This is a genomic window from Occultella glacieicola, assembly GCF_004353825.1.
Taxonomy (GTDB): domain Bacteria; phylum Actinomycetota; class Actinomycetes; order Actinomycetales; family Beutenbergiaceae; genus Occultella; species Occultella glacieicola.
This window is the reverse complement of record NZ_SMNA01000004.1, coordinates 452,141-469,732: the sequence shown is the minus strand read 5'-3', so window position 1 is coordinate 469,732 and position 17,592 is coordinate 452,141. Positions and strand designations below refer to the sequence as shown.

The 17,592-nt window shown below is 71.1% G+C and carries 22 protein-coding genes; 10 read left to right on the top strand and 12 right to left on the bottom strand.

Features of this window, described 5'->3' with window-relative positions:
- Positions 1-21: 21 nt before the first annotated feature.
- The 3 genes from EXU48_RS10130 to EXU48_RS10120 are packed head-to-tail and all read right to left on the bottom strand — an operon-like array spanning position 22 to position 2,758.
- Complete coding sequence (locus EXU48_RS10130) at positions 22-975, bottom strand: transketolase family protein (RefSeq protein ID WP_133107515.1); 954 nt, start codon at positions 973-975, stop codon at positions 22-24.
- On the bottom strand, positions 972-1,850 hold the full coding sequence (locus tag EXU48_RS10125) for a transketolase (RefSeq protein WP_133107514.1): 879 nt from the start codon (positions 1,848-1,850) through the stop codon (positions 972-974). The genes EXU48_RS10130 and EXU48_RS10125 overlap by 4 nt, the downstream gene beginning before the upstream one ends.
- Positions 1,847-2,758 carry a nucleoside hydrolase gene (locus tag EXU48_RS10120; protein ID WP_133107513.1) on the bottom strand — a complete coding sequence of 304 codons (912 nt, stop codon included), beginning with the start codon at positions 2,756-2,758 and terminating at the stop codon, positions 1,847-1,849. Before EXU48_RS10120 ends, EXU48_RS10125 begins: the two co-directional genes overlap by 4 nt.
- Before the next feature lie 290 nt (positions 2,759-3,048).
- On the opposite strand from EXU48_RS10120, the gene EXU48_RS10115 reads away from it, so the two are divergent.
- A complete protein-coding gene (locus EXU48_RS10115; RefSeq protein WP_133107512.1) occupies positions 3,049-3,918 on the top strand; it encodes an alpha/beta fold hydrolase in 870 nt (289 codons plus the stop codon).
- Entirely contained in the window at positions 3,911-4,504 is a 594-nt protein-coding gene (locus tag EXU48_RS10110; protein ID WP_165962751.1) for a TetR-like C-terminal domain-containing protein, read from the top strand. The genes EXU48_RS10115 and EXU48_RS10110 overlap by 8 nt, the downstream gene beginning before the upstream one ends.
- 16 nt (positions 4,505-4,520) lie before the next feature.
- Here EXU48_RS10110 and EXU48_RS10105 read toward each other — a convergent pair whose 3' ends face one another.
- The 5 genes from EXU48_RS10105 to EXU48_RS10085 form a co-directional block, all read right to left on the bottom strand.
- Positions 4,521-4,934, bottom strand: coding sequence for a type II toxin-antitoxin system VapC family toxin (locus EXU48_RS10105; protein ID WP_133107511.1), 414 nt, complete (start codon positions 4,932-4,934; stop codon positions 4,521-4,523).
- Positions 4,931-5,179: a FitA-like ribbon-helix-helix domain-containing protein gene (locus EXU48_RS10100; protein WP_133107510.1), complete on the bottom strand. Its 249-nt coding sequence runs from the start codon at positions 5,177-5,179 to the stop codon at positions 4,931-4,933. The genes EXU48_RS10105 and EXU48_RS10100 overlap by 4 nt, the downstream gene beginning before the upstream one ends.
- 52 nt (positions 5,180-5,231) lie before the next feature.
- On the bottom strand, positions 5,232-6,428 hold the full coding sequence (locus EXU48_RS10095) for an amidohydrolase family protein (RefSeq protein WP_235856947.1): 1,197 nt from the start codon (positions 6,426-6,428) through the stop codon (positions 5,232-5,234).
- Positions 6,425-6,994, bottom strand: coding sequence for a dihydrofolate reductase family protein (locus EXU48_RS10090; RefSeq protein ID WP_133107508.1), 570 nt, complete (start codon positions 6,992-6,994; stop codon positions 6,425-6,427). The genes EXU48_RS10095 and EXU48_RS10090 overlap by 4 nt, the downstream gene beginning before the upstream one ends.
- 94 nt (positions 6,995-7,088) lie before the next feature.
- The gene (locus EXU48_RS10085) at positions 7,089-7,889 is read right to left on the bottom strand and encodes a DeoR/GlpR family DNA-binding transcription regulator (protein ID WP_133107507.1); all 801 of its coding nucleotides are present in this window, start codon (positions 7,887-7,889) and stop codon (positions 7,089-7,091) included.
- Positions 7,890-8,186: 297 nt separating this feature from the next.
- Here EXU48_RS10085 and EXU48_RS10080 point away from each other — a divergent pair, with 297 nt between their 5' ends.
- From EXU48_RS10080 to EXU48_RS10065, 4 genes are read left to right on the top strand one after another with little or no spacing between them, the layout of a single operon-like run.
- On the top strand, positions 8,187-9,140 hold the full coding sequence (locus tag EXU48_RS10080) for a carbohydrate ABC transporter permease (protein WP_133107506.1): 954 nt from the start codon (positions 8,187-8,189) through the stop codon (positions 9,138-9,140).
- Positions 9,137-10,036, top strand: coding sequence for a carbohydrate ABC transporter permease (locus EXU48_RS10075; RefSeq protein WP_133107505.1), 900 nt, complete (start codon positions 9,137-9,139; stop codon positions 10,034-10,036). The genes EXU48_RS10080 and EXU48_RS10075 overlap by 4 nt, the downstream gene beginning before the upstream one ends.
- 57 nt (positions 10,037-10,093) lie before the next feature.
- On the top strand, positions 10,094-11,473 hold the full coding sequence (locus EXU48_RS10070) for an ABC transporter substrate-binding protein (protein WP_133107504.1): 1,380 nt from the start codon (positions 10,094-10,096) through the stop codon (positions 11,471-11,473).
- Entirely contained in the window at positions 11,470-12,258 is a 789-nt protein-coding gene (locus EXU48_RS10065) for a glycerophosphodiester phosphodiesterase (protein WP_235856946.1), read from the top strand. Before EXU48_RS10070 ends, EXU48_RS10065 begins: the two co-directional genes overlap by 4 nt.
- A gap of 66 nt (positions 12,259-12,324) precedes the next feature.
- Here EXU48_RS10065 and EXU48_RS10060 read toward each other — a convergent pair whose 3' ends face one another.
- From EXU48_RS10060 to EXU48_RS10050, 3 genes are read right to left on the bottom strand one after another with little or no spacing between them, the layout of a single operon-like run.
- Positions 12,325-12,687 (bottom strand): hypothetical protein, encoded by a 363-nt coding sequence (locus EXU48_RS10060; protein ID WP_133107503.1) that lies wholly within the window; start codon positions 12,685-12,687, stop codon positions 12,325-12,327.
- A gap of 4 nt (positions 12,688-12,691) precedes the next feature.
- Positions 12,692-13,411: a hypothetical protein gene (locus EXU48_RS10055; protein WP_133107502.1), complete on the bottom strand. Its 720-nt coding sequence runs from the start codon at positions 13,409-13,411 to the stop codon at positions 12,692-12,694.
- 15 nt (positions 13,412-13,426) lie between these two features.
- Positions 13,427-13,738, bottom strand: coding sequence for a type VII secretion target (locus tag EXU48_RS10050; RefSeq protein ID WP_133107501.1), 312 nt, complete (start codon positions 13,736-13,738; stop codon positions 13,427-13,429).
- A 273-nt stretch (positions 13,739-14,011) separates the two neighbouring features.
- Between EXU48_RS10050 and EXU48_RS10045 the strand changes: the two genes are divergently transcribed.
- The 4 genes from EXU48_RS10045 (at position 14,012) to EXU48_RS10030 (ending at position 16,610) form a co-directional block, all read left to right on the top strand.
- The gene (locus EXU48_RS10045) at positions 14,012-14,788 is read left to right on the top strand and encodes an SDR family NAD(P)-dependent oxidoreductase (protein ID WP_133107500.1); all 777 of its coding nucleotides are present in this window, start codon (positions 14,012-14,014) and stop codon (positions 14,786-14,788) included.
- Between the two features lie 204 nt (positions 14,789-14,992).
- On the top strand, positions 14,993-15,469 hold the full coding sequence (gene msrB / locus EXU48_RS10040; protein ID WP_133107499.1) for a peptide-methionine (R)-S-oxide reductase MsrB: 477 nt from the start codon (positions 14,993-14,995) through the stop codon (positions 15,467-15,469).
- A complete protein-coding gene (gene msrA / locus EXU48_RS10035; RefSeq protein WP_133107498.1) occupies positions 15,466-16,020 on the top strand; it encodes a peptide-methionine (S)-S-oxide reductase MsrA in 555 nt (184 codons plus the stop codon). Before msrB ends, msrA begins: the two co-directional genes overlap by 4 nt.
- 221 nt (positions 16,021-16,241) lie before the next feature.
- Positions 16,242-16,610 (top strand): HNH endonuclease, encoded by a 369-nt coding sequence (locus EXU48_RS10030; protein ID WP_133107497.1) that lies wholly within the window; start codon positions 16,242-16,244, stop codon positions 16,608-16,610.
- A gap of 63 nt (positions 16,611-16,673) precedes the next feature.
- Here EXU48_RS10030 and EXU48_RS10025 read toward each other — a convergent pair whose 3' ends face one another.
- Positions 16,674-17,492: a suppressor of fused domain protein gene (locus EXU48_RS10025; RefSeq protein ID WP_133107496.1), complete on the bottom strand. Its 819-nt coding sequence runs from the start codon at positions 17,490-17,492 to the stop codon at positions 16,674-16,676.
- Positions 17,493-17,592 lie beyond the last annotated feature (100 nt).

Here is a 17,592-nt window from a genome sequence, read left to right as displayed (position 1 = left end):
CCGGTCCGCCCGCGCACCGGATCACCCGGCGAGCGCCTCCCGCGCGGCGGCGGCGATCGCGGGCCCGGTGAGGCCGAAGTGCTCCAGCAGCAGGTCGGTGCTGCCCGTCGGCGCGAACTCGGACAGCCCCAGGGCCCGGACCACCGGGCCGCGGCCCTGGGCGGCGACCGTGAGGGCGACGGCGGCGCCCAGGCCCCCGGAGATGTTCGCCTCCTCGGCGGTGACGATCGCCCGCGTCTGCGTGGCGGCGTCGCGGATCGCCTCGACGTCCAGCGGCGCGATGTAGGCGGCGTTGAGGACGCGGGCGTCGATGCCGTCGGCGGCGAGCAGGTCCGCGGCCGCGAGCGCCCGGGAGACCAGGGTGCCGGTGCCGATCAGGGTGACGTCGCTGCCGGCGCGGGCGAGCAGGAACCGGCCGCGCTCGAGCGGGTCGGTGGGCGCGGTGACGTCCGGGACCTTGTGCCGACCGACCCGGATGTAGGTGGGGCGCGGGTCCGCCACGGCCTGACGCACGGCCTGGCGGGTCTGGTGCCGGTCCGCGGGGACCACGATGTCCAGGCCCGGCAGCGCGCGCAGCCAGGACAGGTCCTCGACGGAGTGGTGGGTGGGGCCGAGCTCGCCGTAGGCCATGCCGGGGCTCATCCCGCACAGGATCACGTTGTGGGCGCTGTAGGCGACGTCCGCCTTCACCTGTTCCAGCGAGCGTCCGGTCAGGAACGGTCCGGCGGCGCACACGAACGGGATCAACCCGGCTGCGGCCAGGCCGGCGCCCACCCCGACCAGGTTCTGCTCGGCGATGCCGACGTTGATGAGCCGGTCCGGAAACTCCTCACGGAAGCCCACGAGATTGGACGAGCCGACCGAGTCGTTGCAGACGGCGACCACCCGCTCGTCCGCGCGGGCCAGCTCGAGCAGCTCCTCGGCGAACGCGGTGCGGTTGTCGTAGGTCGGGGCGGCCGTGTCGAGGACGGTCATGCCAACTCCTTCCGGGCGAGGTCGATCTGGTCCGGGGTGGGCACCTTGTGGTGCCACTCCACCCGGTCCTCGATGAAGGAGACGCCCTTGCCCTTGACGGTGTTGGCGATCACGGCCACCGGTCGGGCGCCGTCCGCCGGCGCGAACGCCTGCAGGAGCGCGGCGTGGTCGTGGCCGTCCACCTCGCGCACCTGCCACCCGAACGCGGCGAGCTTGTCCGCCAGCGGGGCCAGGGCGTTCGTGTCCTCGGTGCGGGCCCCCTGCTGCAGGCGGTTCCGGTCGATCACCAGCGTGAGGTTCGCGAGGCGGTAGTGCGCCGCGGACATCAGCGCCTCCCAGTTGCTGCCCTCCTGCATCTCCCCGTCGCCGCAGACCACGAACACCCGGGTGTCGTGGCCGAGCAGCCGGGCGCCGAGGGCCTCCCCGACGGCGACCGGGAGCCCGTGCCCCAGTGGCCCGGTGTTCGTCTCCACGCCGGGCACCTTGGTGCGGTTCGGGTGTCCGTTCAGGGCCGAGTGCGGTCCCATGAACGTGTCCAGCTCGGCGGGGTCGAAGTATCCGGAGAACGCGAGGGTGGAGTACAGGGACGCGGCGCAGTGCCCCTTGGACAGGATGAAGCGGTCCCGGACCGGCGCGCCCGGATCGGCGGGGTCGATGCGCAGCACCCCGAAGTAGAGGGTGGCCAGGATGTCGGTCACGGAGAAGTCGCCGCCGATATGCCCGGCCCTCGCTCGGCCGATCATGGCGAGCACGGACCGGCGGATCAGCCGGGACTGCTCGGCCAGGATCGCGGCGCTCTCGTCGGGCGAACCCGTCTCGACGGCGGTGCGCACCTCACGCCAGATGCTCACCTGGGGCAGGTGTGCGGTCATCATCGTGGGCCGCCCTCGGCGCCGGCGTGGCGGGCGATCTTGTGGAACATGTCCTCGAGCAGCCAGCGCGTGTCGTAGGACTCGGCGACCAGCACCTCGCGGGCGCCGTCCTGGCTGAGGTCCGTGGACCCGTCCTCGGCGAAGACCGGCGCGGGACGGGACGAGAAGTGTGCGCTGCCGGGGTTCAGGATGAGGCCGACGGCGGGCGAGTCGCCGAGCGAGCGGTGCTCGATCGGGCCGGTGTGGTGGGTCGCGTTCCACTCGTGCAGCTGGTCCACGAGATAGCGGCCGATCCGCCCCTGCGGAGCGACCCGCGCGTCCAGCTCGGCGTAGCCGACGGCCACCTGCCGGTAGACCGAGCTCGGCACCTGCCACACCGGCAGCCGCGACGCCATCACCACGTTCGCTGCCGTGATGTCGTTGGAGAGGTTGAACTCGACCTTCGGCTGCAGGGGATAGATCGGGTCGTAGTAGTGGTGGCCGCCGATCCAGATCACCACGGTGTCGGTGTCCTGGATGCTCGGGTCGAGCAGCAGCGCGCTGGCCATGTCGGTCAGCGGCCCGAGGAACGCGACATACAGAGTGCTCTCGGTCTCGGCGTGGGCCTCGTCGATGATCAGCCGGGCACCCGGGGAGTCGACCGGCGTGGTCGGGTCCGGGAGCGCGTGGGCGGCGCCGTTGGCGACCGGCACCTCGCGGTCCAGGGCGAGCAGGTCGAGGATCAGGTCGATCTCGGCCCGGGAGTCCTCCATGCTGCGCTGGGACCGCACGGTGCCGAAGTGGGCCGCGACGAGTCCACGGACGTCGATGGTGGGTGACAGCAGTGCGTGCACGATCGCGTATTGATCGTCGGCCTCGTTCTTGGCGTCGGTATTGATGATCGCGCGGCGTCGCTGTCCCTGCTGTGCCATGGCACTCCTTGACCGAGTCCGGCGGCCCGACAAGCCGCACGCATATTCATTCACTGATGCTTCTACTTGCACCAGCGTTCCATGCCGGAGGTGCGCCTGTCAACGCGCCGACCCGCCAACCCGCCGGCCCAGAGGTGGCTATCCGTGAGGCGATCACGGTCGCCTGGCCGGGGCCGCCGGCGGCGCTGCGTCACTGACCCGTTCGGCGGGTCAGTGACGCATGCCCCCCGATCCCACCTGCTCCGATCGCACCCTTGCGCACTTTGGCTATTGCCATTAACCTATCAGCTATGTCCACTAACCCGACAGAGATCCGCCACCTCGCCCGGCCCGACGGCCGGCTCGCGTACACGGTCACCGGCACCGGTCCGCTCGTCATCGCGGTCCCCGGGATGGGTGACCTGCGCTCGGTCTACCGCGACCTCGCCGGCCCGATCACCGGGGCCGGGTACCGCCTGGCCGTCATGGACCTGCGCGGTCACGGCGACAGCGACACCACGTTCACCAGCCACGGCGATGCCGTGACCGGCCGCGACATCCTCGCCCTGATCGACCGGCTCGGCGGGCCCGCGGTCGTGATCGGCAACTCGATGAGCGCCTCCGCGGCCGCCTGGGCGGCGGCGGAGCGCCCCGAAGCGGTGGCCGGGCTCGTCCTGCTCAGCCCGTTCCTGCGCGAACCCATGCCAAGCCGGTCCGCCCAGCTCGCGATGCGCCTCGCCTACCGGGTGCTGTTCGCGCGCCCCTGGGGCGCGGCATTCTGGGGCTCCTACTACGCGAGCCTGAACAAGGTCACCAAGGCGCCGTGGCTCGCCGAGCACGTGCGGGACCTCCGCCGCAGCCTCCGGGAGCCGGGCCGGCTGCGCTCCCTGCGCGACCTGGCCGTGCAGCTGAACCACAGCGAGGTGGAGGTGCGTCTGCCCGAGGTCGCGACGCCGTCGCTCATCCTGATCGGCGACCACGACCCCGACTTCCGCTCCCCTGCCGACGAGCTCGCCTGGGCCACGGGCGCGATCGGCGCCGATGGTGCGCTGATCGCCGACGCCGGGCACTACCCCCACGCCCAACGCCCGGACCTGGTCGTGCAGGCCGTGCTGACCTTCCTCGCGGAGGCCCAGCCGACCGAAGCGAACCCGCAGCCGGCGGGCGGCGCGAATGCCTAGGGCCGGGCTCAGCAGGTCGACGCTCGTCGGCACGGTGCTCACCATCATGGACGACGGCGGCCCGCGGGCCTTCGAGGATCTCACGCTGGCCGCGGTGGCGGCCAGGCACGGCGTCTCGACGCCGAGTCTGTACAAGCACGTCGACTCCCTCGCCGACCTGCGGCGCGAGGTCGCCGTGGAGTCGGTCCGTCACTTCACGCGCGCCCTCAGCGAGGCGACCGTCGGGCGCGCCGGAGCGGACGCCGTCGTCGCCCTCGCCGAGGGTCTGCGTGCCTACGCCGAGGCGAGCCCGGCCCGCTATCTGGCCGCCCAGCAGGCCGGCGACCCGGACGACCCCGCCGACGCCGCACTCGTCGAGGCGAGCGGCGCGGCCCTGGCGGTCACCATGAACGCACTGCGCGGCTACGACTTTCCGGCGGACGTCGCGATCGACGCCGTCCGGGTGTTCCGGTCGGCCATCCACGGCTTCGTCCTGCTCGAACTGGAGGGCGGATTCGGCCTCGCCCGCGATCTCGACACCAGCTTCGCCGCGCTCGTCACAATGCTGGTGCGAGGCCTGGAGGAACTCGCCGGCGAACGAGGCTGACGGGTCCGCGCCCGGCTCAGGTCTGCCATGGGTCGATCAGATCGACACCGACCCCCTCGAAGTCACGCACGTCCCGGGTCGCCAGGTCCGCGCCGCTCACGCGAGCGATCGACGCGATCAGCGCGTCCATGCCACCGATGGGTCGGCCCGCGGCCCGTCGGGAGGCGACGATGTCGGCGTACTCCTGGGCACACTCGGGCAGGAGGGGAAGGCACACGCCGAGCGTGTCGAATGCAGCGCGGGCGGCGCCGGCGAGCAAGTCCTTGCGCGCTCCGTCGGGCAGGAGCGCGACGCCGGCCAGGATCTCGGCCCGATTGACCACCGTGGTGACCGGCTGCTCGGAGAGCGCACGGATCCAGGCGATCACGACCGAGGACGCCCGTGGTCCCCGCATCGCCTCGGAGATCACGTTGGTGTCGAGAATGATCACGCCGGGCCAAGGTCGGCCGCCGTGGCCGGCTCATCCTTCAGTTCCGGCAGCTCGACGCCGCCGACCTCACCACCCACGGCGATAAGTTGCTCGATCCAGTCGAGGTCGACCCGGTGGCCGGTGTTGAGTGCGTCGAGCAGGATCGTGCGCGCCTCGGCCTCCATCGAGCGGCCGTGCGCTGCCGCGCGCATGCGAAGCCGCTGCTTCGCACCGTCGGGCAGTTTCCTGATCGTGATGGCGCTCATGCCACAACGATATCAATGCAATCAAAGCGGCGCCGTGGCTCGCTCCAAGGGCTCAGAGGGTGCTGTGCAACACCCGTCCCCCACCGATGACGAGGTCCCGCGGCGGCGTGCGCACGAGCGCGTCCATCGGGTTCTCGGCATCCAGCAGGATCAGGTCGGCACGTGCGCCCGGAACCAGGTCGTGGACGTCGCGTCCCACGAACCGCGCGGCGTCGGAGGTCGCGATCCGCACCACCCGGGTCAGGTCCTCGTCCCGGACGATCCCGGCGGCGCGCCCGTACTGCCACGCGATGCCGAGGGTGTCGCCGGTCCCGTAGGGCGACCACAGGTCCCGGATCCCGTCGGTGCCGAAGCCGAACGCGACGCCCGCGTCGTCGAACTCGGCCAGCGGCAGTTGCGGTCCGCGCAGCGGAGCCACCGTGGTCATCGTGACATCGAGCTCGGCCATCGCGGCGAGCAGGTCCGCCCGCCGGCTCGGCGTCACCTGCGCGATCGCGAACCCGTGCGCCACGTTCACCTTTCCGGCCAGTTGGTACCGGGCCGTCCGCTCCAGGATCAGGTCGAACTGGAACGCCCCCAGCTCGGCGGGGTCGTGCAGGTGGATGTCGAGGCCGCAACCGTGCTCGGCCGCGATCGCGAAGATGGCATCGAGCTGGCCGACCGGGTCCCGGTCGATGCCGGCCGGGTCGAGCCCGCCGATGTACTCCGCCCCGGCCCGGGCAGCCTCGGCGAGCAGGTCCAGCACCCCCTCGCGCCGGAGCACGCCGTCCTGCGGGAACGCGACGATCTGCGCCTCGAGCGCCCCGTCGAAGGAGGCGACCGCCTCCCGGACCACGTCGATGCCTCGCTGGGCGACGCCGAGGTCCACGTCCACGTGCGTGCGCAGCGCGGTGGTGCCGTGCCGGACGAACTCGCGCAGCACGGCGGTGGTGATCTCCACGCCGGGGATGCCGAGCTCGTCGCGGCGGGCCCGTTCGTGCCGGATCCGGCCGTCGGTGCCGGCCTCACCCCCGTAGGACTGCCACGGCAGCCCCTGCCACGACTTGTCCACGTGGGCGTGGGTGTTCACGATGCTCGGCAGCGCGAGCCGGCCGCCGCCGTCGATCACGTCGCCGTCGACGGCCGTACCGGCATCCGGCCCGACGGCGGTGGCCGGGTCGTGCGGGGTGACCGCCGTGATCTGGGTGTCGGTGAGGTGGAGGTCGCTGGCCGGTCCGCCCCACGGGCGGACGTTGCGGATGATGGTCACGAATCCCCTCGCATGGGTCGGTATCGCAGGGCGAGGACACCCGACCGGAACTCGTGGCGGTCCACGAGCTCGAGCTGGATGCGCTCTCGTAGGCCGGCGAGCAACGTCGGCCCGTGGCCGGCCAGGACCGGCTGCACAAGGAACTCATACTCGTCGATCAGTCCCAGATCTGCCAACGCCAGGGGCAGCGTCACGCCACCGACCCACAGGCCCTCGCCCGGCTCCTGCTTGAGCCGCTGGACCGCGTGCCCCAGGTCGCCTCGCACCTGCTCGGCGTTCCAGTCGACCCCGTTCAGCGTGCTCGACACGACGTACTTCTTGGCCCGGTCGATGGTCTCGGCGAACGGGGTCTGCCACTCATCCATCCAGTCCGGCCACGTGCCCGTGGCCGGTTTCCGCCACGCCGCCTCCATCATCTGATACGTCACCCGGCCGAACAGCAGGGCATCGGCTCGCTCCATCTCCGCGGTCCAGTAGCGCATCGAGTCCTCGTCCGGGGGGAGGCCTGCCTCATGATGGCAGCAGCCGTCGAGCGTGACGTTGATCGAGTATCGAAGTGGTCTCATCTCGTTGCTCTCCCTTGATGCGGCGTGCGATCACGACGGTGTCATCGTGCGGCCGATCCGGCGCGTGCGCCGCAGAACCGCCCTCTCGGGGCGGTCAGCCGCGGCTCTGCGGCGGGCTGACGATCACCTCGACGTCGGCATTCGCCAGCGCCTCGGCGAGGCGCTCCGGTGGCGCGGCGTCGGTGACGAGCGTGTGGATCTCCGTGAGCGTGCAGGTCCGCGCGAACGCCGCGTGGTCGAACTTGGTGGCGTCGGCCACCACCACCACGCGGCGCGCGGCGCCGAGCATCCGGTGGTTCACGTCCGCCTCGGCCTCGTCCGTGGTGGTCGCGCCGCGGGAGGCGTCGAGCCCGTCCACGCCGATGAACGCGATGTCGATGACGACGTCGGAGAGGGTGTCGGCGGCGATCGGCCCGACCAGCTCGAACGTCTGGGGCCGGGCCACGCCACCGGTCATCACCAGTTTCACGTGCGGCCGGATCGCCAGTTCGTAGGCGATGTTCAGGGCGTTCGTCATCACGGTGACGCCGGTGCCCACCCGCGGCACCAGGTCCGGCCGGGCGGCCAGGGCGCGGCCCAGTTCTGAGGTCGTGGTGCCGCCGGTCAGGCCGACCACGTCGCCCGCGGCGACCAGGGCTGCGGCCGCGGCACCGATGGCCCGCTTGGCGGGGGCGTTGCGCGCGAGCCGGTAGGCCATCGGCAGCTCGTACCCGCTCGCGACGGCGACGGCGCCGCCGTGCGTGCGAGTGACCAGGCCACGGGCGGTGAGCACGGAGAGGTCCCGGCGGGCGGTCGCCAGCGAGGTGCCGGAGAGATCCGCGATCTGCTCGACACTGATCCGATCCTGGCTGCTGATCGTCGCGAGGATCTGGTCCAGGCGTGCCTGCTGTCTCACATCAATCCCACATCGATCCCTCCGGCACACCCGGGGCGGCGTGCCGGTCCGTCAAGCCTAGGTACCGGAGTCGCCCGGCGAGTGAACAATGACCGAACGCGCACCGAATGATTGAGAATGGCACTTTTCTCGGCATGTCGCTCATGTTCGTTCGACACGGCTCCGGTCCCGGCGCTATCGTGCGAAGGCTTGTCAGGCCGCCAGGGGGGCGGTCTTTCGTTGTGTGTCCCGAAGGAGCGACAGTGACATGACCGACCCCACGACCCCCCGTGGCCGCACCCGACCGGCGGACCGGCGATGACGGCGTCGACCGCCACGCCGGCCACGCTCGCGCCGACCCACCCGCACGAGGCGCAGCGCCGCGCCGCCCGGCGCCGCAAGCGGCTGCGCAACCTCGGCTTCTTCGCCCTGCTCGCCGGGCCGAACATCGCGCTGCTGCTGATCTTCGTGTACCGGCCCCTGCTGCTGAGCTTCTACTACTCGATGCTGCAGTGGAACATGGGCTCGAGCGTGGCCCGGTTCATCGGCTTCGAGAACTACGTCCGCTGGTTCACCGACCCGGACACCCCGCAGGTGATGGGGACCACCGCGATCTTCGCGGTGACCACCGTGGGTGGCTCCCTGGTACTCGGTCTCGGCCTGGCACTGCTGCTGAACAAGAAGCTGTTCGGCCGGGGCATCGCCCGCACCGTGGCCTTCGCCCCGTACGTGCTCTCCGGGATCGCGGTCGGCATGCTCTGGCTGTACATCTTCGACCCGCGCTACGGCCTGCTGTCCACGCTGCTCGAGGCCGTCGGCCTCAGCTCGCCCCAGTGGTACACCACGTCGCCGTGGGCGCTGATCATGATCATCATCGTCTACCTGTGGAAGCACGTCGGGTACGTCGCCCTGATCTACCTGGCCGGGCTGCAGGGCGTGCCACAGGACCTGCACGACGCCGCCGCGCTGGACGGCGCCGGCAAGACCCGCACGTTCGCCTCGATCGTGCTGCCGCTGCTCGGCCCGGTGACCTTCTTCCTGTTGATCACCACGATCCTCAGCTCGCTGCAGTCGTTCGACCTGATCAAGGCCATGACCGACGGCGGACCGCTCGGCTCCACGACCACGCTGATGTACCAGATCTACGTCGAGGGCTTCCAGACCGGCCGCGCCGGATTCGCCTCGGCGGCCGCGACCATCCTGTTCGTGATCCTGCTGGTGATCACGGCCATCCAACTGAAGTTCATGGAACGAAAGGTCCACTACGCATGAGCACCACAGTGGACGAACGCGTGGAGGCGCAGACCGCCGGCCGCAACGACCAGCCCAAGGGCCGCCGTCGACCGTTCCGTGCCCATCTGGACGCCGGGCTGTACCTGACCCTGATCGCCGCGATCCTGGTCATGTCCGTGCCGCTGATCTGGATGTTCCTGGCCAGTTTCAAGGAGTCGGGCGAGATCTACTCCGTGCCGCTGCAGTGGCTGCCGGAGGCGTTCGACTGGGCCAACTACGAGCAGGTCGCCACGTCGATCCCGATCGGGCGGATGTTCCTCAACAGCGTCTTCCTGACCATCGCCGGGGCCGGGCTGAAGGTCTTCCTCGGCCTCACCTGCGCCTACGCACTGGTGTTCATCGACGTGCCGTTCCGGAAGGTCGCGTTCATCGTGGTGATCTTCGCGCTGCTGATCCCGTCGCAGATCACGATCATCCCGAACTACACCCTGATCGCCTCGCTCGGCTGGCTGAACACCTACCAGGGGATCCTGGTCCCGGGCCTGGCGAGCGCGTTCGGCACGTTCCTGTTCCGTCAGCACTTCCTGTCCCTGCCGATCTCGGTGCTCGAGGCGGCCCAGATGGACGGGGCCGGGCACTGGCGCCGGCTCTGGCGGTTCGTGGTCCCGATGTCGGTGCCCACGATCGCGGCGGTCGGGCTGATCTCGCTGGTCGCGGAGTGGAACGACTACCTGTGGCCGATGCTCGTCACCGACAACACGGACACGATGACCCTGCCGGTCGGGCTGACCCTGCTGCAGAGCCTGGACGGGCTGCAGAACTGGGGCGTGCTCATGGCCGCGACGGTGGTCGTCACCACCCCGATGCTGCTCATCTTCCTGGTCCTGCAGCGCCGCTTGGTCTCCGGCCTCACCGCCGGCGCCGTCACCGGCTGACGCCGGCCAACTCGCACGTCCCCCGAACCAACACACGAATCAACGAAGGAACACACCATGACGTCACGTCGCACCACACCGCTGTGGACCCCCTCCCGTCGCACGCTCCTGCAGCTCGGCGGCATCGGCGCCGCCGGTGGGCTCGCCGCCGCCTGCAGCGGCCCGTCCGTCGGCGGCGGTGGCGGCGCCGGTGAGGAGGAGGGCGACGCCATCGACTGGGCCTCCATCGAGCCGGCCACGGAGATCACCTGGTGGTCCAACCACCCGGGGAACACGAAGGAGCTCGAGGAGTCCTACATCGCGGCCTTCAACGAGGAATACCCGGACATCAAGATCAACCACGTCACCGCGGGCGCGAACTACGACGAGATCGCGCAGCGGTTCCAGGCTGCCTCCGGCACCGACGACCTCCCGGACCTGGTCATCGCCTCGGACGTGTGGTGGTTCCGGTACTTCGTCAACGGCCAGATCATGGCCATCGACGACGTCTTCGCCCACCTCGAGGTGGACACCGACGACTACGTCGAGACGCTCTACAGCGACTACGAGTACGAGGGCAAGCACTACGCGGCCCCGTATGCCCGCTCCACGCCGCTCTTCTACTACAACAAGGACATCTGGACGGCGGCCGGACTGCCGGACCGCGGCCCCGAGACCTGGGCCGAGTTGCAGGAGTGGGCGCCCGCACTGCAGGCCCAGGTGCCCGCGGACGGGCAGGCGCTCGGCCTCGGCATCGGTCCGTCCTGGGCCGGCTGGTGGTTCTCCAACGTGATCTGGGGCCTCGGCGGCAACATGAGCGAGGAGTGGACGGTCACCCTCGACACCGAGGAGGCGCTGACCGCCGGCGCGTTCGTCCGGGACATGTACAACGGGGAGACCGCGTTCGCGGGCCTCGGCTCGGACACGAACGCGGACTTCCAGGCCGGCATCTTCGCCTGCCTGATCGGGTCGACCGGCTCCCTGAAGGGCCACCTGGACGCGGCCCCGTTCGAGCTCGGCACCGCGTTCCTGCCGAACGGCCCGGTCGACGTCCCGAACGTGCCCACCGGTGGCACCGGGCTGGCCATCCCGTCCACCCGGACCCCGGAGCAGCAGCTCGCCGCCGCGATGTTCCTGAAGTTCCTCACCGAGACGGACAACACCGCCCTGTTCTCCCAGTCCACCGGGTACATGCCGGTGCGCACCTCCGCGGTCGAGGGCGACATCATGGCCGCCGTGTACTCCGAGACCCCGCAGTTCCGCACCTCGGTGGACCAGCTGCAGCAGAAGACCCGGGTCCAGGACTGGGTCCGGGTGTTCACCCCCGGCGGCGACCAGATCATCACCGACGGCATCGAGGAACTGGTGCTGGCCGGCGCCAACCCCGAGGACGTGTTCCCGGACGTCACCTCGAAGCTGGACGTCGCGTTCGAGGACAACGTGGAGCCCTACCTGTGAGCAGTTCCCGCGGCTCCGGGCCGCTCGTCATCGCCCACCGCGGGAACACCGCGATGGCCCCGCCGAACACCATGGCGGCGGTCGAGGGTGCGTGGCGGTCCGGGGCCGACCTCGTCGAGATCGACGTGCGGCTCAGCCGCGACGATGTCGGCGTGGTCATCCACGACGAGACCGTGGACGCCACCACGGACGCGGCCGGCCCGGTCGCCGCGCTGCTCGCCGAGCAGGCCGCCCTGCTCGACGGCGGATCCTGGTTCTCGCCGACGTTCGCCTCCCAGCGGGTCCCGTTGCTCGCCGACGTGGCCACGTTCGTCGCCGAGCATCCGGGCACCGACCTGCTCATGGAGCTCAAGGGCGACTACACCCCGGCGCAGGCGGCCGGAATCGTCGCCGTGCTCGAGGAGGCCGGGATCGCCGGCCGCACGATCGCGCAGACGTTCTGGCCGCAGACGCTGCGGTCCCTGGCGCAGGTCGCGCCGAGCCTGCGGCGTGAGCTCCTGGTGGGCAGGGAGGCGGCGAGCAACCCCGACCTGCTGCCGTTCTGCGCCGAGCTGGGGGTGGCCGGGTGCAACCCGAGCCACGAGGTGCTGTTCGCCGACCCGGGCCTGGTCGGGCGCCTCCACGACGCCGGGATGAGCGTGTTCGCCTGGACCCTGAACGACGGGCCGGAGTGGGCGCGGGCGCTGGACTGGGGCGTGGACGGCATCATCACCGACCGCCCGGACCGGCTGCTCGGGTGGCTGAGCGCCAGCCGTGAGGTTCGGGTGCCGCCCGCCGTGGTCTGACCAGCAGGGCCCGACGGCGGGGGCGGCCGGGTAGGTCCGGCCGCCCCCGCCGGCGGTACTCGGGCCCTACGGCAGGTGGTCGCGGGACCCGGACTCCCCCGCCGGCGCGTCCAGGTCCGTGGCTGCGGCCTGCCGCTCGAGCTCGGCCCGCTCCTCGTCGGTCATCGCGGCGACCTGCTCCTGGTACTGGCGCACACCTTCCTCGGCCATGGCCGCGAACCCGGGCGATTCCACCAGGTCCCGCGCGGACCGGCGGCCCTCGATGATGTCGGTGAACAGCCGCCGGGTCTCATCGTCCGTGGCCTGTTCGCGCAGGGTCTCCATGGCCTCGCGCAGCTGCTTGTCCGCCTCCGAGCCGGGGACGATCGAGTCCAGCATGGGCTTGGTCTCGTCCGCGTCGCCGTCGGGCGCTTGTCCGAAGATGCTCATCTGCTCAGACTCCCTGGTGGTCGTAGGCGCCGGGTGCGTCGATCGTGGAGAACCCGTCGAGGGCGCCGAGGTAGCCGGGGATGATCCCGGCGGCGCTGTCGACGAGCGTCTGGCCGGCGGTGAGGGCGTTGCTCGCGGCGCTGACGGCGGTCAGCGTCTTGGCGACGGCCGCGGCGGTGGCCGCGCCACCGGCGATCCCGCCGACGATCGTCCAGGACGACGCCGCGGTCGCGGCCGCGATGGCCGCGGTGTAGATCAGCCAGTCGCACACGGTGTTGAACGCCGTGTTGCCGAGCTGTGCGGTGCGGTGCATGCCGACGGCGACCGCGGAGTACTCGCCGCCGATGTCCTTGAACGCCGCGGCCATCGCGGTGACGTTCGGGGCGAGCGTGCCGGTCATGTAGGTGCTCGCGGCGTCGGCGGCGTTGCCCTCCCAGTCCGCCTGGACCTTCGTGGTCGCGACGCCGACCTCCTCCTCGACGAGGTCCGCCCACTCCCCGAGCATCTCGTAGGCACGGCCGGCCTGGGCCACGGCGTTCCAGTCGCCGGCGAACACCTTCATCACCTCGGTGAGCGGGTCCCAGTTGAACACCCAGCTGATCACCGTGCGCACCCAGGTGGTCGGGCTCAGGATCGTGCCCATCGAGGAGATCACGAAGTCGGCCAGCGGTGGGATCACCGCCTTGTCGGAGGGGATCGTCAGGACGTGGGTCGTGTCAGCCATGGGGTGCTCCGGGTCTCAGTACTGCGCGTCCAGGTCGGCCGCGGACTGCTCGTCGGTGGTCTGGTACATGTCGGCCGCCGATTCCAGTTCCGTGCCCGAGGCGTTCAGGATCCGCTTCAGGTGCCCGATCGCGGAGTCCGCGCTGCTGAACGCGTCGGTGGCGATCCCACGGAAGTTCGCGAAGATCCCGGTGCCGGCGTCCGCCGGGATCTCGGCCCAGGTGCTGTGGTAGGTCTTCGCCTCGCCGGCGTCGCCGCCGAGGCCGTCCTTGCCGATGGTGGTGCCGAAGGTCCGCACCGCCTGGTGCTCGACGTAGAACTCACCCATCCGTGCTCACTCCCTCGCGTGGTCCGATCGGTCCACGGTAACCGCGGGGCCCGGGGCCGGACCACCTCGGGTCCGGGGAGAACTGCCCGACGGCGCCGCGCACCATGGCGGGGCGGGTCCGGCAGGTGGTCGTCCAGGGGGCGGCCGCGGGGAGGCATCGGTCCTGCCCGTAGTGTTCGTGGCGGGTCGAGTTGCGCACCCCGGCCTGCGGGTGCGGCCGGCATGGCCGGCACGGCCCGGTTCCCACCCGCGCACCCAGGAGAGGCCGCACCGATGACCAACGCCACGACCGCAGATCCGCCCCGTACGCTCGAGGGCCGGCGCGTGATCGTCACCGGGGGTGGCGTCGGCATCGGGCTCGGCATCGTCCGCCGGTTCGCGGCGGCCGGCGCGAACGTCGCACTCACCACCCACTCCCGTTCGGCGGACGAGGTCGTCGCCACCCTCGCCGGCGAGGGCCTGGACGTGACCGGCCTGCGCTTCGACGCGACGGACAGCACCCAGGTGACCTCCGCCGTCGGGGCCCTGGCCGAACGCCTCGGCGGACTGGACGTGCTCGTGAACAACTCCGGCGGGCTCGTCGGGCGGCACCCGATCGCGGAGACCTCCGACGTGCACTGGGACACCGTCTGGCGGGTGAACGTCTCCTCGGCGTTCTACGTGAGCCGGGCCGCGCTGCGCCACCTGGGCGAGGGCGGGCGGATCATCAACATCTCCTCCCTCGCCGGCGCCAACGGCGGCGGCAACGGTTCCGCCCCGTACGCCACGGCCAAGGCCGCCGTCGACGGCTTCACCCGCGCCCTGGCCAAGGAGGTTGCCCCGCAGGGGATCACCGTGAACGCGATCGCGCCCGGCCTGATCCTGGACACCCCGTTCCACGAGACGTTCACGCCGCCGGCCGCGCAGCAGCAGACGATCGCGTCGATCCCGGTCGGGCGGGCCGGGTATCCCGACGATGTCGCCGCGGCCGCCGAGTACTTCGCCCGGGTCGACTCCTCGTTCGTGACCGGGACGGTGCTCGACCTGAACGGCGGGATCCACTTCTCGTAGGCCCTCTCCTGACCACCCTCCTCCCCGGCGAGATAGCACCAGACGCACTGACCTCGAACCTCCGCCGGGTGCGAGGTCAACGCCCCGGGTGCTAGTTCACGGGCGCTTCCGCGGAAGCGCGTGGCCGCCCCCGGGACCAAAACGGGACCCCGCTGTGTTGACCCCTGTGACGCCGCAGCCAGCGACGTCAGATGAGGAGAGATCGTGTCACACGAGTACCGCAAGACCCCCGAGGCCCTCAGCCGCCTCACCCGCAGCCAGTTCCGCGTCACCCAGAAGGACGGGACCGAGCCGGCGTTCCACAACGAGTACTGGGACAACCACGAGCCCGGCATCTACGTGGACGTGGTCTCCGGCCAGCCCTTGTTCTCGTCCACCGACAAGTACGACAGCGGCACCGGATGGCCGAGCTTCACCCGGCCGATCGCAGCCGACGCCGTGCACACCGAGACCGACCGGTCCCTGTGGATGACCCGCACCGAGGTGCGCTCCGCCGGAGCGGACAGCCACCTGGGTCACCTGTTCGATGATGGACCCCGGGACGCGGGCGGGCAGCGCTACTGCATGAACTCGGCCGCGCTACGGTTCGTCCCGGCCGCCGAGCTCGAGGCGCAGGGCTACGGCGAGTACCGGTCACTGTTCGAGACATCCGACACCACCCCAGAGGAGCACGCATCATGACCAGCGGAATCCAGGACACCGGACAGATCACCCGCACCCCGGGCACCGAGACGGCCGTGCTGGCCGGCGGGTGTTTCTGGGGCATGGAGGACCTGATCCGCCGCCAGCCGGGCGTGCTGGCGACGCGGGTCGGCTACACCGGCGGTGCGAACGACCACGCCACCTACCGCCATCACCCCGGCCACGCCGAGGCCCTCGAGGTCGTCTTCGACCCGGCCAGCACCACCTACCGGGACATCCTGGCGTTCTTCTTCCAGGTGCACGACCCGTCGACGCTGAACCGGCAGGGCAACGACATCGGCACCAGCTACCGGTCGGCGATCTTCCCGGTCACCCCGGAGCAGGAGCAGGTCGCCCGGGACACGATCGCCGACGTCGACGCCTCCGGGCTCTGGCCCGGCAAGGCGGTCACCACGATCGAGCCGGCGGGCCCGTTCTGGGAGGCCGAACCGGAGCACCAGGACTACCTGGTCAAGATCCCGAACGGCTACACCTGCCACTTCCCGCGGGCCGGCTGGGTGCTGCCCAAGCGCGCGGAGAACCCGGCCTGACCGCGTGGCGCGTGTGCTGACCTCGTCTTCTGAGGAGTGAACGACGGCGGTGGGCGGCCCGGGTGCATCCGGTCGCCCACCGCCGTTGGCGTCATGGGCCATGACGGTGGCCCCCGGCGCGACCCGGGGTCGGGTTCGCCCGGGTCGTCGCCGCCGAGTTCCTCAGGGTGGCCCACGCGTGGCGTCAGCCTCGAAGGAGTCGTGACTCATAGGCTCCTGGGATGGCCAGCACAACCCGCCGGCTGCGGTACGCCCGCCGCCGACGGCGCCGCCTCGCTCGGGTCGACAACGACCTCACCGAGCTGCAATGGGATGCCCTGCGGGCCGCGTGGGGCGGCTGCGCCTACTGCGGTGCGACCGACCGCCCGCTCCAGCGGGACTGCATCCTCCCGATCTCGCGCGGCGGCCGGTACACCGCCGACAACGTGGTGCCGGCGTGCGGGCCCTGCAACGCCAGCAAGTGCAACTCCGAGGTCGTCTCCTGGCTGCGACGCAAGAAGCTCGACGAGCGGGCTTTCCTCCTGCGCCACGCGCAGACCCGCGCCGGCTTGAGGTCAGCGCAGGCCGACCGCCCTCTGCCGACCCCATGAGGTCCGGTACACCCACGCGGATGAGCCGCACACCGTGCCGGCATCCCCGTGTGCTGCGGCCTCCTAGTCGTCCTCCAGCACGTACGCCCCGGACCCGTCGGTGAACAACGCCGTCTGCCCCGGCCTGGCCTCCCGCACGAAGCCCGCGACCCACGGGAACCGGGCGACGAACGAGTCGACCGACCACACCTCGTGGTTCGCGGAGTCGTTCATGTACTCATCGGACTCCAGACCGGTGACCGATTGCAGGTCCCTGCCGGTGTAGGTGACCCAGCGGGGCGGGTGCTCGGCGTGCAGCTTCGAGAGGAAGACCGGCGCGTTGCCCGCCACACCAACCGGGTCGGCGACGGCGTCGGCCCTGGTCACGTCCAACAGCGCATCGACGGACCCGGCCGCCGCCACCAGCGCCTCCCAGCCCTTCGCCGAGGCGAACGTCGCCTCCACATCGGTGAGCAGGCGCAGGGTGCGCACGTGCCCGATCACGGTCCCGTCGGCGGACCGGACCTCGTCGAAGGAGGCACCCCAGCGGGACGGGGTGACCATGATCGCCGAGATCCCGGTGCCCTTCAGGAACGGGGCGTCGTTGCGCCACGGCGAACCCACCGGGGGCACCCGCCGGTTCGAGGCCATGTCGTCGCAGACGATCCCGAGCGCGATCCGGGCCGCGCCCTCCTGGCCCTCGACCACCTCGACCGCCAGTTCGACGCTCTCACCGGAGTCGGTGGGCAGCCGCGAGGCTCCCAACGTCATCACCGTGACCGGCCCGTCGGCCGGCCGCTTCACGGCCACGCCGATCATGCCGCCGATCCGGTCGTCAAGCATGGTCGGGTCGACGCCCAACGAGTCGAAGATGTGCTCGGGGAACGCCCGGTCCTCAGTCATGCGGTCCAGTCTCCAAGGTCGGTGCCGAGCACGACAACCACGTGACCATCAGCCGAGAAGCAGCTGCACACCCCGCCGGCAGACGTCAGCCCAGGCGGCC